At 68.9% G+C, this 14,780-nt stretch carries 14 protein-coding genes; 9 read left to right on the top strand and 5 right to left on the bottom strand.

All coding sequences use genetic code 11. The features are described from left to right. Positions 1–51 precede the first annotated feature (51 nt). A complete protein-coding gene (locus HCK04_RS42605) occupies positions 52–1,362 on the top strand; it encodes an RICIN domain-containing protein (RefSeq protein ID WP_142649118.1) in 1,311 nt (436 codons plus the stop codon). Positions 1,363–1,438: 76 nt separating this feature from the next. On the opposite strand, the gene HCK04_RS21195 is transcribed toward HCK04_RS42605, so the two are convergent. Next, positions 1,439–2,701 carry an MFS transporter gene (locus HCK04_RS21195; protein WP_205830533.1) on the bottom strand — a complete coding sequence of 421 codons (1,263 nt, stop codon included), beginning with the start codon at positions 2,699–2,701 and terminating at the stop codon, positions 1,439–1,441. Positions 2,702–2,785: 84 nt separating this feature from the next. Between HCK04_RS21195 and HCK04_RS21190 the strand changes: the two genes are divergently transcribed. The 4 genes from HCK04_RS21190 (at position 2,786) to HCK04_RS21175 (ending at position 6,220) form a co-directional block, all read left to right on the top strand. Beyond that, positions 2,786–3,424: an FCD domain-containing protein gene (locus HCK04_RS21190; protein ID WP_312845756.1), complete on the top strand. Its 639-nt coding sequence runs from the start codon at positions 2,786–2,788 to the stop codon at positions 3,422–3,424. Between the two features lie 145 nt (positions 3,425–3,569). Next, positions 3,570–4,082, top strand: coding sequence for a DUF6461 domain-containing protein (locus HCK04_RS21185; RefSeq protein WP_142649116.1), 513 nt, complete (start codon positions 3,570–3,572; stop codon positions 4,080–4,082). Between the two features lie 451 nt (positions 4,083–4,533). Next, positions 4,534–5,277 (top strand): N-acetyltransferase, encoded by a 744-nt coding sequence (locus tag HCK04_RS21180; RefSeq protein WP_142649115.1) that lies wholly within the window; start codon positions 4,534–4,536, stop codon positions 5,275–5,277. Between the two features lie 148 nt (positions 5,278–5,425). Then, positions 5,426–6,220, top strand: coding sequence for an AAC(3) family N-acetyltransferase (locus HCK04_RS21175; protein ID WP_312845755.1), 795 nt, complete (start codon positions 5,426–5,428; stop codon positions 6,218–6,220). 50 nt (positions 6,221–6,270) lie between these two features. Here HCK04_RS21175 and HCK04_RS21170 read toward each other — a convergent pair whose 3' ends face one another. Continuing rightward, entirely contained in the window at positions 6,271–7,371 is a 1,101-nt protein-coding gene (locus HCK04_RS21170) for an acyltransferase family protein (protein WP_205830532.1), read from the bottom strand. Between the two features lie 291 nt (positions 7,372–7,662). On the opposite strand from HCK04_RS21170, the gene HCK04_RS21165 reads away from it, so the two are divergent. Together HCK04_RS21165 and HCK04_RS21160 are read left to right on the top strand one after the other, a co-directional pair. Beyond that, positions 7,663–8,853 (top strand): histidine kinase, encoded by a 1,191-nt coding sequence (locus HCK04_RS21165; RefSeq protein WP_205830531.1) that lies wholly within the window; start codon positions 7,663–7,665, stop codon positions 8,851–8,853. Next, the gene (locus HCK04_RS21160) at positions 8,850–9,488 is read left to right on the top strand and encodes a response regulator transcription factor (RefSeq protein ID WP_142649113.1); all 639 of its coding nucleotides are present in this window, start codon (positions 8,850–8,852) and stop codon (positions 9,486–9,488) included. Before HCK04_RS21165 ends, HCK04_RS21160 begins: the two co-directional genes overlap by 4 nt. A gap of 136 nt (positions 9,489–9,624) precedes the next feature. On the opposite strand, the gene HCK04_RS21155 is transcribed toward HCK04_RS21160, so the two are convergent. Both HCK04_RS21155 and HCK04_RS21150 read right to left on the bottom strand, forming a co-directional pair. Continuing rightward, entirely contained in the window at positions 9,625–10,092 is a 468-nt protein-coding gene (locus HCK04_RS21155) for a GNAT family N-acetyltransferase (RefSeq protein WP_205830530.1), read from the bottom strand. A gap of 150 nt (positions 10,093–10,242) precedes the next feature. Continuing rightward, a complete protein-coding gene (locus tag HCK04_RS21150; RefSeq protein ID WP_142649111.1) occupies positions 10,243–12,264 on the bottom strand; it encodes a heavy metal translocating P-type ATPase in 2,022 nt (673 codons plus the stop codon). A gap of 67 nt (positions 12,265–12,331) precedes the next feature. Here HCK04_RS21150 and HCK04_RS21145 point away from each other — a divergent pair, with 67 nt between their 5' ends. Then, positions 12,332–12,694: a metalloregulator ArsR/SmtB family transcription factor gene (locus HCK04_RS21145; protein ID WP_142649110.1), complete on the top strand. Its 363-nt coding sequence runs from the start codon at positions 12,332–12,334 to the stop codon at positions 12,692–12,694. A gap of 186 nt (positions 12,695–12,880) precedes the next feature. On the opposite strand, the gene HCK04_RS21140 is transcribed toward HCK04_RS21145, so the two are convergent. Continuing rightward, on the bottom strand, positions 12,881–13,792 hold the full coding sequence (locus tag HCK04_RS21140) for an aldo/keto reductase (protein ID WP_142649109.1): 912 nt from the start codon (positions 13,790–13,792) through the stop codon (positions 12,881–12,883). 88 nt (positions 13,793–13,880) lie between these two features. Here HCK04_RS21140 and HCK04_RS21135 point away from each other — a divergent pair, with 88 nt between their 5' ends. Next, entirely contained in the window at positions 13,881–14,582 is a 702-nt protein-coding gene (locus HCK04_RS21135; RefSeq protein WP_142649108.1) for a TetR/AcrR family transcriptional regulator, read from the top strand. Positions 14,583–14,780 lie beyond the last annotated feature (198 nt).

Below are 14,780 nucleotides of genomic sequence, written 5' to 3'. Positions count from 1 at the left end.
CGTATGCGACGTCCGGCGCGGAGTGCCGTCGTGACACTGTCGGAGGGCGAAATGAGAAAACGCTCGATCATCAGCGCATTAGTGGTGGCCGCGGTCGCCCCGGTCTGCGCCGGAATTGTGGCGCTGACCACTACGCCGGCCGCCGCGGCGACCGGCGGCTCGGGCCCTTACCCGGCTGATTACGAGACCTCCACCAGCCTGCCCAATCACACCATCTATCGGCCCAACACCCTCCCGTCCGAAAAACTCCCCGTTTTCGTATGGGGCAACGGAGGATGCTCCGCCGACGGGACGGGACAACTGCCCTTCCTCCGTGAGATCGCCTCGCACGGATTCCTGGTCATCGCCAGCGGCAGCCCGGGCGGTTCCGGATCGACGACGTCCCAGATGCTCACCCAGTCCATCGACTGGGCGGTCGCGGAGAACAACCGTCAGGGCAGCAAATACAACGGCAAGATCGACACCAGCAAGATCGCCGTAGGGGGCTGGTCCTGCGGCGGGCTGGAGGCCTACGCCGTTTCGAACGACTCGCGCATCACCACGACCACCATCTTCAGCAGCGGCCTGTTGAACGACTCCGACGACTACCAGCTCTACCGGCTGACGAAGCCGATCGCCTACTTCATCGGCGGTCCCAGTGACATCGCCTACCCGAACGCCATGGACGACTGGGGCAAGTTGCCCGCGGGCCTGCCCGCGTTCATGGGCAACCTGAACGTCGGGCACGGTGGCACCTACACGCAGACCAACGGCGGCGAGTTCGGCCGTGTGGCGGTGCTCTACCTCAAGTGGCGGCTGAAGGGCGACACCACGGCCGGCACCAACTTCGTCGGCCCCAACTGCGGCCTGTGCAACACGCAGTGGCAGGTCCAGCAGAAGAACCTCACGCTCGGCGACAGCAGCCCCTCCCCGTCACCCGGCGGCAGCCCGACCCCCAGCCCGACCCCCAGCCCGACCGTGTCTCCGACCCCCGGTGGCGGTAGCGGGGCGGTCAGGGGGGTGGCCTCCGGCCGCTGCCTCGACGTGCCGAACGCCAGCACCAACGACGGCACCCAGGTGCAGATCTGGGACTGCCACGGCGGCAGCAACCAGCAGTGGAGCTACACCTCCTCGCAGGAGCTCCGGGTCTACGGCAACAAGTGCCTCGACGCGGCCGGCACCGGCAACGGCGTCAAGGTCCAGATCTACAGCTGCTGGGGCGGCGACAACCAGAAGTGGCGCCTCAACTCGGACGGCTCCATCCAGGGCGTCCAGTCCGGGCTGTGCCTGGACGCCGTCGGAGCCGGCACGGGCAACGGCACCAAGATCCAGCTGTACTCCTGCCACGGCGGCACGAACCAGAAGTGGACCTGGAACAGCTGACCCGCGTCCGTGGCCTGCGGTGCGTACCCCCCACCCCGCACCGCAGGCCACTCCGGCCGTGCCTCGGCCGCTGCGACTAACCCCGTTCGAGCGGCTGCTGTTCGGCGTCGGGCTTCGCCGGCTGCGGCGCGTCGTCCTCCACGAAGCGAGGACGGCAGGCGAACCAGCCGGCGATCGCCCCTGGGACGGCGGTCGCGGCGAGCACCACGAGCGGGACCGACCACGATCCGGTCGCCTCGCGCAGCAGGCCCAGACCGATCGGGCCGACGCACGCCAGTCCATAACCGATGCCCTGAACGAAGCCCGACACGGCGGAGGCCGTCTGCGGGCTCCTGGTCCGGCGGTTGATGAGGGTCATGCAGAGCGGGAAGGTGCTCACCCCGATCCCCAGCGCGCACACCCATACCAGCGTGCCGCCGAGCGGGGACAGGAGCAGGCCCAGGTATCCCGCCACCAGGAAGACCGCGCACCCGACGACCACGACGAACGGGTTCGTCATGCGCGTGGCCAGGTGGGGAACGACCAAGGCCGCGAGCATGCCCCACGCCGAGTAGAGCGCGACCATGGTTCCGCCCAGGGCCGCGCTGCCTCCCGCGTCGGTGAGCACGGCCGGGACCCAGGTGATGATCGCGTAGTTGGACAGCGACATCATCGCGAAGAGGATCACCAGGCCCCAGGCCGTCGATGACCGGCTGATCCTCGGTCGCGCATCGGCAGCCGTCACGGCCGCGGGCGCGTGGTGATCGGCGGGCAGCCTGAGCGCCAGGACGAGCCAGACCACACAGGCCACCGCGGCCGGTCCCGCCCAGATGCCCACCGAGAGCCGCCACGTCGCCGCTTCAGCTATCGGAACCGCGAGGAGCGGGGCGGTGAACTGACCGGCCTGCAGGAGGATCAGGTAGAGCGAGGTTCCCAGCGCCACCCGGTCGGCGAACCATGCCTTGACCAGCGGAACGATCACGACGTTCGCGGCTCCGATTCCGGCCAGTGCCAGCACGGTCGAAAGCAGCAGCAGCGAGGGCGCCGGCGAGAAGGCGCGCGTCAGGAGCGACAGGGCCGTCAGGCCCAGCGCCACAGTGGCCGTGCGCTCGAGTCCGAACCTCCTCGTCACCGCCGGGGCGAGAAACCCGAAGATGCCGAAGGACGCCGCAGGCACCGTGCCGAGCAGGCCCGACAGCGCCACCCCGAAGCCGAGATCGGATCCGATGATTTCCAGGAGCGGAGTGAACCCGGTCACGGCCGTTCGCAGGTTGACCGCTGTCAGGGCGATGGCGACCCAGGCCCACAGGGTCAGACGCCCACGGCGTAACGGAACGAGCGACGAGGAGAGCGCTGTCACGTTATACTCCAGTGTAAGGTCAGCAGATGATGGGATTATGGGATGACCCACGAAGAGTCTGACACGCGACAGCCGGTGCGTCGAGTGGGTCTTATCGACCAGGCCGCCGAGCGCTTCCGCGAGGAGGTGACCTCCGGACGCTGGCCGGTCGGTGAGCGGATACCGTCCGAGGCCGCACTGGTGGCACAGTTCGGGATCGGCCGGAACACCGTGCGCGAGGCGGTGCAGTCACTGGTGCACGCGGGTCTGCTACGCCGTGAGCAGGGCCGCGGCACCTTCGTCATCTCCACTTCCGAGCTGACGGGCACTCTCGAACGTCAGCTCGGCGGCGGCACCCGTCGCCACTACCTGGAACTCCGCCTTGCCCTGGACAGCGCCGCAGCGTCACTGGCCGCGATGAACCGCTCGGACGCCGACGTCGAACTGCTCCGCGAGCTGTGCGACCGCCGGGAAGCGAGCTGGTCGTCCGACGACCCCGACCTGCGCGCGAGCGCGGACCTCGCCCTGCACCGGGCGATCGTGGCGGCGACGCACAACCCTCTCTACGTCAAGCTGTACGCCAGCATGCTCGACATCTTCGCCGCCCACATGCGCGACGAGAAGAACGAGGACGAGGCCGCGGCGCACCGCCACCACCGCGAGCTGGTCCAGGCGATCGCGGACGGGGACGCCGACCGTGCCGCCATGAAGGTGGGAGCCATCTTCAAACTCTTCATGCGCTGAACCACGCGACCACCCGCTGCCCCAGGTGATCGCTGCCGGCCAGCTACCCGGCGCCGGAGGGACGGCGAATCGAATGCCCGAACCTTTTGTCGCACTCGTATGCCAGGATCTCCGTGATCTGTCCCCAGGAAAAAACAGGATTCCCATGAGCGGCTACGAGTGGCTCGATGACGACGCCTTCTGCGCGACCTTCGTCCGCGGCCTCACCCCGCACGAGGCGCTGGCCCGCTTTGGCATCGACGTGTTCGACGGCGATGACGAAGAAGGCGAAATCGATGAGGGCCTCATCTGTGCCCGGCCGGCCGAGGGCGGGACCATTCTGAGCGAGTGGAACGGCTACGCCGGCACGCTGGACGAGGTCCTGCGGCCCTTGTCGGCCGGGACGGTCACGGCGAGTGTCTTCGTCAACGTGAACAGGCTCGCGTCCTTCGTGCATTACGCTGACGGCCGCGAAATCCTCTCCTTCGATCCGCTGTTTCCCGGCGACGAGGATGGCATCCCGGAGGACTACCTGGCCGACCGGGCCGAGCTCGGATTGGTCGGTGACAAGTCGGAGGGCGGGCTCGCCGCTGCGCTGCTGCTGGCCGAGCGCATCACCGAAGTGCGGCCCAACGCCTCCAGCGACACCGTGGCCGCCCACGCCGTTCTCGAATACTGAGCCGCTTCCGCCGCCACCGGCGGCGGGCGCGACGGCCCTCGCCCTTTTCCCACGGCTCGACAATACGGCCTCGAAGCCCGCGCCTCCGCGGCGAACGGTGGTGACGAAGCCAACCCCCACGCGGGTGAGCGCCTCGGGGGTCCTGCTGCGGTTCGATGAGGACGTCCTTCTGGAGACCATCCAGTCTTCGGACGGATGGCTCTCTTCCCAGCTCTGACAGGCCCGGCGGTCAGGCTCGCGATCTGCCGGTGGGCAAGGGGCGCCCCGCCGGCGTCCTCTTCATAGCCGAAGGACGCAACCAGCCGTATCAACGGTCGGCTCGCCCTGGGCCGGAACCCCCCACCTACACGTTCTCATCTGGGGCAGCGCTTACGGATGTCGTGCTCGGCATCCTGGCCAACGGGGACAAAACGCTTTGATGACAACGAGTGCGGTTTGCGAGGATCCGGCCATGGAGCTGCAGATCACCACGCTTGCGGAGCGTCCCGAACTCGAACCGCAGATGTGGAGCATGCCCCACATCTGGCCGGCCTTCATGAACGAGGACCCGGCCGCCAATTTGTTCTATCCGATCGTGGCCGACCAGTACGCGGAGTTCGCACTGGTCGCCGTGGACCGCGCCGATCCTGATGCCGTCGTGGCGCGCGCCTTCTCTGTGCCCTTCGTCCTCGGAGACGACGAGCTGCCCGACGACGGCTGGGACGGCGTGCTCTGGCGCGCCACCGCGGCACGACGACGCGGTAGCACCCCCGACGCGGTGTCGGCACTGGAGATCACGATCAAGGCCGATCTGCTGGGCAGGGGCCTGGCGTCCGTCATGCTCGACGCCATGCGCGCCCAGGCCGCCGGGCTCGGCTTCAGCGAGCTGTTCGCCCCCGTACGTCCCAACAGGAAGCACCTCCAGCCCCGCGTCCCTATGGCCGACTACGCCGCGCTCCGCCGCGAGGACGGCCTGCCGGTCGATCCCTGGCTGCGCGTGCACGTACGTGCGGGCGGAGTGATCGAAAAGATCGCCCGGCGCTCCATGGTGGTGGCGGGCACCCTTGAGGAGTGGCGAGGCTGGACCGGCCTTCCGTTCGACAGGACGGGCGACGTAGAGGTTCCGGGGGCGCTGGTGCCCGTCCACTGCGACACCGACCACGGCCGCGCGGTGTACGTCGAACCCAACGTCTGGGTGCGCCACCGGCTCCAGTAGCCGCCGCAGGCAGCGCGTGCAGTGTTAGAGAGGACGGCCCCGCGACGGGCGGCGGGCCTGCGGGCGCGCCCCGGCTACACTCCGCCGAATGGATCAGCCCCTGCCCCACACGGCTCGGTCTCTTGCGGCGGACCTGCACGCGCTCGGCGTGACCGCGGGCGACGTCGTGCTCCTGCACTCGTCGATGAGAAGCATCGGCTTTGTCGCCGGCGGCCCCCAGACCGTCGTGCAGGCGTTGCTCGACGTGCTCGGCCCGGACGGCACCCTCGTCGTGCCGACCCACACGCCTGCGAACACCGATCCGGCCGGCTGGCGGCATCCGCCCGTCCCTGTGGAGTGGTGGCCGGTGATCCGCGAACAGGCGCCCGGCTTCGACCCGTTGCGTACACCGAGTCAGTGGATGGGCGTCATCGCCGAGACGGTCCGCACCTGGCCCGGCGCCCTGCGCAGCGATCATCCACACGTCTCGTTCGCCGCGCTTGGCACGCACGCGGCGGACATCGTCGACGGGCACCGACTCGACGACGCGCTGGGGGAGCGCTCACCGCTCGGCGCGGTGTACCGGCTGGATGGGAAGGTGCTGCTGCTGGGGTGCGAGCACGGCTCGAACACGTCGCTCCATCTGGCCGAGTGGCGGCAGGCATCACCGCCACGCGCCATCACCGGCGCCTCTGTCCGGCAGCCCGACGGGGCAAGCCAGTGGATCACCTGGATCGACGTGGTGCCCGATACGGACGACTTCGAGCGGCTCGGCACCGATTTCGAGGCCACGGGCGCGGCCATGTCCGGCAAGGTCGGCTGCGCGACGGCACGCTTGATGTCCCAGCGTGCTCTGGTCGACTTCGCGACAGGCTGGATGGCCGCCCATCGTCCCTCGGCGAAGCAGCGGCCAGACCTGTCGGCGAGCACGGGCGCTCCCTGTTCCACCCCGTCCTCTTCGTAGCCGCCGACACCCCGGATGCGCCTCCGTCGAGCGCTCCACGGGTGAAGCGCTCAGGTCCGCCGCGGTGCGGCCTGTCGCCGCCGTCGGGGAACTTCGAACAGCCACGTCGCGCGCACTACGAGCAGCCCGCGGTGGATCGCCAGGCTCAGGCCGATCACCGCGGCGGTCAGCAGAATCGGATACTCCGCCACCATAAGCGCCTGTCCGATGCCACCCAGCCCGGACATCGGACCGACGAGGAACCCGTGCAGCAGGGCGAGCAGCGGCATGTGGATGACGTAGATCGGCAGCGTTCGTCGTCCGAGGGCGGCGAGCGCGTCCCCCACCGGGCGCCACCTGCCCACTCGCGCGGCGGCGGTCACGCCGAAGGCCACCGCCGCGACGGACACCGCCGGCCACACCCCCACCCACCGCTGACCGCCGGTCACGGCCATGACCGTCAGCGCCGCGGCGTACGCCACGAGGGTCAGGGCCAGGCGGCGGTTCGTGGCGGTCGTCGCCCACCGTTCGACGTACGGCTTGAAGTACAGACCGCCGAGGAAGAACACCAGGTTCTGGTAGACACCGCCACGGTCGCCCGGGGTGGCGAGCACGCCGGCGGCCGTGATGACGGACAGGGCCGCGGCGGCCGCGAAGATCACCGGCCGCGGCGCCCACCGTACGGCCCTGGCGAACGCGAAATAGAGCGCGAGGGCGTACAGGTACCAGAGGTTGGACGGGGTGATGGTCAGCTGTTCCACCAGCCCGAGCACGGAATCGGCGTGGGCGGTGTCGAAATCCGGGACCGCGGCCAGGATCACGGTGTGGATGAGCAGCCAGACGGCGTACAAGTACAGGAATTTGGCGACGCGGGATCTGCCCAGCACCCGCCACGGGCGGTTTACGGCGTTCGCCGCGAAAACCCCTGAGATGGTGAAGAACAGCGGCATCCGAAGCGGCAGAAGCTGCTCGCCCAGTGTTCCCCAGGCACTGGGGACGGGAGAGCCGGCATGCCATCTGATCTGCAGATAGTCCTTGACGATGACATGCCACAACACCACGAGGATGATGCAGGCGCCCTTGGCGACGTCCGCCCACTGTGCCCGTTGCCGGGTCGCGTCGGCACCGGGCGTGGTCCGGGCGTTCCCGTCGTGAATCCGAACGGTCGTCACGATTCTCCTTGGTCAGCGTGAGGAAGGGCGCGCGGGAGCCCCCGGGCGGCTGATTCGGTTTCCGGCCGGGTTTCCTGCTTCGGGGGGCAGCGGCCTGTCAGGGCCAGGGCGCGTGGGAGTGGGAGGTCCCGCTGAGCGGACCGGGGGCCTCTTGAAGGCGGCTGTCGGCTCTGGAAAAGCTTCGCTGCCGGGCACGGGACGGCGCATCGGCCTCAGGGCAGGGATCTGCCCGGCACCGGCTCTACCTTTCGGCCGATTTCGGCATCCCGCACTCTGACTACGCTGGTCACGATGACGATGCCGCAGATCCGACGCTTGTGGTTACGCCTGGGCCAGGTGGCCGGGCTGATCGTGATGGCGTTGCTCGGGATCATCGACCTGCGCTACGGCATGCTCCAGCTCTCCCCTGTCGGCCTTGTGCTGTCCCTGGCGCGGGTGGGGCTGGCCGTGGCCACCGTAGGCGTCTGGCTCCCCGAACACCCGCAGAACTCCCGACGCCTGCCGTCGCTGGCTCTGCTGCTCGCCGCCGCGTCGATCGCCGGCACCGTCGCCACGCTGAGGGCCGGGTTCGGCCCGGCGGGCGCGTGGGGCTTCGCCGAGACGTGCGGCCTGCTCGCGAGCATTTACGTGGTGGCGCGCCGGGGGGCGCCCAGGTCGTCGGTCGCCGCGGTTCTGGCCCTTGGGCTGGCCGGGGTCCTGCTGCCGTTGCGCGGTGTCGCCGACGACCAGTACGTCATAGCCGCGCTCCTCGTCGCCCTCGGCGTGGCCGGCGCGAGCGCGGGTGGGGCCTACCTGCGGTTCCTGGACCGTGGGCGGGAGCAGGTTCTCGTCACGATGCGGGCCGAGCAGCGCGCCGAGTTCGCCCGGGAACTGCATGACTTCATCGCCCACCACGTCACGGGAATCGTGGTTCAGGCACAGGGCGCGCGGTTCATCGCCGAGCAGGATCCGCAGCGGGTGATCCTCGCCCTGGAACAGATCGAGCAGGCCGGCGCGGAGACGATGAACTCGATGCGGCGGATGGTGGGCGTGCTGCGCGACCCGCACGCCGCACCGGACGCGCCGTTGACGCCGCTGGCCGGGCTCACGGAGCTCAACCCGTTGCTGGCGGGCTTCAACGGTTCAGGTGCGCCGGTGGCCCACCTGAACGTTGACGGAGATCTGGACGGGATTCCCGTCGAGGTCTCCACGACGGCCTACCGGGTGGTGATGGAGGCGTTGACGAACACCCGCAGACACGCGGCCGGCGCCCGATCGATCGACGTGCAGATCTCCCGCGGCCCGGAGTCCCTTTTCGTCCGGGTGACGGATGATGGCGCCACCCCGCGCGCCGCCGGGCCCCGGCGACAGCACCGGTACGGTCTCATGGGCCTCACCGAGCGGGTCCATGCCCTCGGCGGACGGTTCTCCGCCGGGCCCGGTGCCGGGGGTGGCTGGGTGGTCGACGCGGAGCTGCCGCTCGAACACGAGGCGGCGCGGTGATTCGAGTAGTGATCGCCGACGATCAGGCCATGGTCCGGACCGGCTTCAGCATGATCATCGACAGCCAGCCGGACATGGAAGTGGTGGGCGAGGCGGCGGACGGCGTGGCCGCGGTCGACCTGGCCCGGCGGCTCCGGCCCGATGTGGTGCTGCTGGACATCCGGATGCCCCGGATGGACGGCCTGGAGGCGCTCCGGCTGCTGGCGGGCAAGGATGTCGCCGACCCGATCAAAGTGGTCGTGGTGACCACCTTCGATCTCGACGAATACGTGCACACGGCACTGAGCACCGGCGCGTGCGGGTTCCTGCTCAAGGACTCGGGGCCGGCACTACTGGTGGAGGCGGTCCGGGCGGCGGTGTCGGGCGATGCCATGATCAGCCCGTCGATCACGGTGCGGCTGCTGAAGCATCTCAGCCCCCCGGCCCGGGCGCACGACGACGCGGGCCTGTCGCCGCGGGAACTCGACGTGGTGAAGTTGATCGCCCGAGGCCTGACCAACGCGGAAATCGCCGAGCATCTGTTCATCGCCGTCGGCACCGTCAAGACGCATCTGGGCAGCGTGCACATGAAGCTGGGCGCCCGCAACCGGGTGGAGATCGCGGCCTGGGCGTGGGAACACCGCCTGGTCGATTGAGCCGCCGGGCTACGGCGGACAACGGCCCCGACCTGGGCGAGAAACAGTCCACGAGTGCCCGCTGCTGACCGCCCCTTCATGGCCGCTAATGGCCCGGCGATCAGGCTCGCGACCTCGCTTTCTGGCAGCAGCTCATTCAGACAGGGACTTCGAATATGAGCTCGAGGCCGTCCACCTCGTCCCACTGCTCTCCGACCTCGACGAAGCCGAATCCGGAGATAGTGGCCAGGGACGCGGTGTTCTCGGGGCTGATCGTCACCCGCGCGGTTCTCACTCCGGATTCGGCTACGGCCCGACGCATCAACTCGGTCAACATCGTCCTGGCGTACCCCTGACGGCGGTAGCCGGGAGCCACCGAATAACCGATCTCCACCATGCCCGTCTCATCCGGCGGCCCATGGAACCCGGCATACCCCACCACGACGCCCTCGGGCTCGGCCACTACGGCTCGGGTGAGCCACCCCGCGCTACCCGGGTCCGTGGCCAGCTGATTGACCCGATACCGCCAGACCCACTTTGCCTGATCGGTGAGGAAGTAGTCCGTGAGCTCGACTCCTGCCTCGGCACTGGCCCGGGCAAGGTCGTCCTCCAGCAAGGCGGCCATGGCCGTGCTCGTCAGATCGACAAATCTCACTGACCTCAGGTCCGTACGGGCTGGTGGCCGGCGTTCGGGCTCATCTGTCACAGCGCGGATGATTGCGGAGCGCCCCGGACCGTGTCCAACGGTTTTCGGAGTGGTCGATGTCCAGCGGGCTCACGTCACGACCTCAATGCGTTCACTCGGCTCAAGACCTTCGCCTTGGGTCGAAGGGGCGGCGGATGCTCGTCGCCAGGCCGCGTCGCGCAGCAGGCGCAGGCCGTTGAGACCGACGATTACCGTGGAGCCCTCGTGACCGGCCACGCCGAGGGGGAGGGGCAGCTCGCCGATCAGGTCCCAGGCGACCAGAACGGCGATGAATGTCGCGGCAACGACGAGGTTGGCGACGACCAGACGGCGGGCGCGTCGGGCCAGAGCTATTACAGCGGGTATGGTGCCGAGGTCATCACGGGTGATGACCGCGTCGGCCGTGTCGAGCGCGAGGTCGGACCCGTGACGGCCCATGGCGATGCCCACGTGTGCGGATGCCAGCGCGGGGACGTCGTTCACGCCGTCGCCGACCAGCGCCACCCGTGCCTCTCCGTTCTCCAGCCGGCGTACTTCCTCCACTTTCTGTTCGGGCAGTAGTCCGGCACGTACGTCCCTGATGCCGACCAAGCCGGCCAGCCGATTTGCGGCATGAGGGTTGTCACCGGTCAACAGGACTGGTGGGGAATCGGTCATGGCGTTCAGGCGGGCGATCACATCCGCGGCGCCGGCTCGAATACGGTCGGCCAGAGCCAAGACGGCGACCGGCTGACTGTCCAGGTGCATCAGCACGGCACTGTGGCCGCTGTCCTCCAGTTCGGTCACTACCGCGTGCGCCGCGCCTGAGCGGTCGGGGAGGCGTACGGGGCTGCCGATCTCCACTGAATGTCCGTTCACCTGGGCACGGACACCACGTCCGGGTAGCGATTCGAATGTTTCGGCGGTAGGCCAGGTCAGGTTGGCGTGACGGGCGGCTTGCACGATCGCGCGGCCCAGCGGATGCTCCGAGCCCGCCTCGGCTGATGCGGCCAGCGTGAGCAGGTCATCACGGCTCATGCTGGTGCCGGGCAGAGGGCGGATCTGGGCGATGTGGGGGCGGCCCTCGGTGAGGGTGCCGGTCTTGTCGAAGGCGACCCGAGTGATGGAGGCGAGGTGTTCCATCACCACAGCGGACTTGACCAGCACTCCATGACGGCCGGCGGTGGCGATGGCGGCCAAGAGCGGGGGCATGGTGGCGAGCACGACCGCGCACGGCGATGCGACGATCATGAAGGTCATCGCGCGGAGCAAACTGTCCTGCACAGCCACGCCCCACAGCAGCGGCAGCGCGAACAAGGCGATGGTGGCGATGACCATGACCAGGGAATATCGCTGCTCGACCTTCTCGATGAGCAATTGAGTACGGGCCCTGGTGGCGCTGGCCTGCTCCACCATGGCGACAATCCGGGCGATTACCGTCTCGCTCGCTGGTCGGGTCACCCGTACGCGCAAAACGCCGGTGCCGTTCAGGGTTCCCGCGAAGACCTCGTCGCCCGGCTGCTTGTCGACGGGCAGGCTCTCCCCGGTGATGGACGCCTGGTCGACGTCGCCGGCACCGGCGACCACTTCGCCGTCAGCGCTGATCCGCTCTCCAGGCCGCACCACGATGATGTCGCCAACGGCCAGCGCGACGGCCTCAACGATGTGTTCGTCACCGGAATCGGTCACGCGCGTCGCCCGGTCGGGCGTCAGGTCGAGCAACCCTCGGACAGAGTCGGAGGTGCGCTTGGTGGCCACCGCTTCCAACGCTCCGGAGGTGGCAAAGATGACGATCAACAGTGCGCCGTCGAAGACCTGCCCGATCGCGGCGGCGCCGATCGCCGCAGCCACCATCAGCAGATCGACATCCAATGTTCTGTTACGTAGCGCCTTCAGCCCTGCCAGGCCGGGCTCCCATCCTCCAGCGGCGTAGCAGGCCAGGTAGAGGCTCCACCACAGCCACGATGGCGCTCCGCCGAGTTGGCAGATACCACCCGCTGCGAACAGCGCCGTTGCCGCCAGCGCCCAACGCACCTCAGGCAGCGCCCAGGTGCTGGAGCGACGGGAAGGCAGCCGATCAGGCAGTGCTGACGTGGCGTCAGGCTGCGGGGAGGTTTCCAGGTCCACAGTCATTGTGTCATCGTATATGCGCACTTATGCAGATACGCAAGCAAGTGGCCTTTCGGGTTATGCTGGCGGCATGCACACCTCGCTGCCCGACTTCGACATGCCGAACGAGGAACAGGTGCAGCTGGCCGCCGAGTCGTTCCGACTGCTGTCCGACCCGACGCGGATAAAAATCATGTGGGCGTTGCTGCAAGGGGAGTCGTCCGTGGCCTGCCTGGCCGAACTCGCCCAGGCCGCCCCCACGGCAGTCAGCCAGCACTTGGCCAAGCTTCGCCTCGCCGGATTGGTCAAGGGCCGGCGCGAAGGGACCTTCGTCTACTACACCGCCGCTGACGAACACGTCCGACGCTTGCTGGCACAGGCTCTCTACCATGCTGATCACATTGACCGCGATGAGTCCGCGATCTCACCCGGATCGACACGCACGCCTGCCTAGCAGTTCTCAGGCTGTGTGCCGAGGAGGGACGTACCCAGGTTCGGCCTGGCGCCGAAGGCGATCAATCAGAAGTGATGTTCTGACGTCACGTCTGCGAGGTCGGGCCGCTGCTCGGGCGGGATGCCTCGGTGGAGCTCGACGGGCGGCGGCCAGCCGGCGAGGTGGCCGCCGCCGTCGAGCTGTTGTTCAGCGGTGGCTCTCCGCCGCGGACCTGAGCGCGTCGAGCGTGGACTGGTGTGGCTGGTCGAGGACGGCCTTCGACTCGTCGACGAGGCCGGTCAGGCGGGCTACCTCGGCGTCGGTCAGGTTCTCGGCGACCTCGGCCGCGGCGATGTTGGTGCGCAGGTGATCGGGGTTGGTCGTGCCGGGGATGATGACCATGGCAGGGGAACGGCGTAGCAGCCAGGCCAGCGCTACCTGGGCCAGCGTCGCGCCGAGGCGCTCCGCGGGGCCGGTCAGCGCGTCGTAGCTGGTGAGCCGCCCAGAGGCCAGCGGGAAGTAGGGAACGAACATGATGCCCTGCGCCTCGCAGTCGGCGAGGACCTGGACACCGCTGCGGTCGAGCAGGTTGAAGCGGTTCTGCACGGCCGCGATCGGCGTCATCTTCTGCGCGCGAGCCAGCATCTGCGGCGTCGCGCCGGACAGACCGATGCGGCGGATGAGCCCCTGGTCGCGCAGTTCGACGAGCACGCCGAGCGAGTCCTCCAGCGGCACGTCGCTCTCCTCGCTCTGCGCACCAGGAGTGTCGCCGCCGAGCCGCAGGTACGTCAGCTCGCTCACCTCCGTACCCAGGTCGGTCAGCGCCTCGTGGACCTGCCGGCGGACCGTGTCCGGGTGGTCGGTGATGATCCACGACCCGCCTGGGCCGCGCCCGGCGCCGACCTTGTTGCCGACGATCACCCCCTCCGGGAACGGCCGCAGCGCCTCCCCGATCAGCCGGTTCACCGTACGCGGCCCGTAGGCGTTCGCGGTGTCGAAGAACGTGACTCCCAGCTCGACCGCCAGGCGCAGCACCCGCCGCGCCGACCCGGGGTCGACCGGCGGCCCCCACACGTTCGGTCCGGCGAGCTGCATGGCGCCGTATCCGACACGATCCACTGGCTTCCCCCTCGATGTATCACTGCCACGCCGATCCGCGTATCACTGTTCGTTTCAGTGATACGCGAAATGCCGTAGCATTGCAACCGTGGACGATGCGAAGACCCGTACCCGGCGGCACATCCTCGAGGTAGCGGCCGACATCCTGGAACGGGAGGGCGCCCAGGCGGTCTCCACCCGCTCGGTCGCCGCGGCGGCCGGCATCCGCGCCGCATCCCTCTACCAGCTCTTCGGCGACAAGGACGGCCTCCTCGCGGCCTTGGCCATCCACGCCTTCGAGCTCTACCTGGCCGAGAAGCGCACCCTGGCGCACACCGATGACCCGGTCGACGACATGCGCCGCGGCTGGGACATCCACGTCGACTTCGGCCTGCGCCACCCCGCCTTCTACCTGCTGATGTACGGCACCGACCGGCCCGGCCGCCGCCCACCCGCCGCCGACAGGGCCCACGACCTCCTACTGAAGTTCCTCGACCGCGCCGCCACCGCCGGCCGCCTCCGGATCCCCCCCGCCCTCGCCGCCCGCCTCTTGCTGGCCGCCGTCACGGGCGCCACCCTGTCGCTGATCTGCGTGCCTGCCGAGGACCGCGACCCGGAGATCTCCACGAGAATGCGCGACACCCTCATCGACTCCCTCACCACCGACCCGCCCCCGGCCACCGACCCCGGCCTCGCCTCCCGCGCCCTCGCCCTCGATGCCGCCCTCACCGCCGCGGACGGGGCCCCCCTCCCGCTCCGCCCGACCGAAACCGCCCTCCTCCGCGACTGGCTCCACCAACTCGCCCACTGATCGCCCAGCCATGCCATCAAAATCACGAGCCAACTGAGCCACAGGCTCATCCGGGAAAGCGGATTCCACAGGACTTCGAGGCCGACAAGCGCAAGCCGACCAGAGAATCGCTGACGCACTGAGCGCCCGGGTAGAGACCGACCGGAAGGCGGCCAACGGCAAGAAGGAGAGCAGTGCTGAGAGCTGATGGCCCGTTAA

Origin of the sequence: Microbispora sp. CL1-1 (assembly GCF_012034195.1) — a bacterium.
In the GTDB taxonomy this organism is placed as follows: domain Bacteria; phylum Actinomycetota; class Actinomycetes; order Streptosporangiales; family Streptosporangiaceae; genus Microbispora.
This window is presented reverse-complemented; position numbering and strand designations above follow the sequence as displayed.

Coding starts and splice junctions, on each gene's coding strand:
- HCK04_RS21165 (WP_205830531.1), top strand. CDS start 7,663: ATGACGATGCCGCAGATCCGACGCTTGTGGTTACGCCTGGGCCAGGTG.
- HCK04_RS21150 (WP_142649111.1), bottom strand. CDS start 12,264: ATGACTGTGGACCTGGAAACCTCCCCGCAGCCTGACGCCACGTCAGCA.
- HCK04_RS21145 (WP_142649110.1), top strand. CDS start 12,332: ATGCACACCTCGCTGCCCGACTTCGACATGCCGAACGAGGAACAGGTG.
- HCK04_RS21155 (WP_205830530.1), bottom strand. CDS start 10,092: ATGGCCGCCTTGCTGGAGGACGACCTTGCCCGGGCCAGTGCCGAGGCA.
- HCK04_RS21180 (WP_142649115.1), top strand. CDS start 4,534: ATGGAGCTGCAGATCACCACGCTTGCGGAGCGTCCCGAACTCGAACCG.
- HCK04_RS21185 (WP_142649116.1), top strand. CDS start 3,570: ATGAGCGGCTACGAGTGGCTCGATGACGACGCCTTCTGCGCGACCTTC.
- HCK04_RS42605 (WP_142649118.1), top strand. CDS start 52: ATGAGAAAACGCTCGATCATCAGCGCATTAGTGGTGGCCGCGGTCGCC.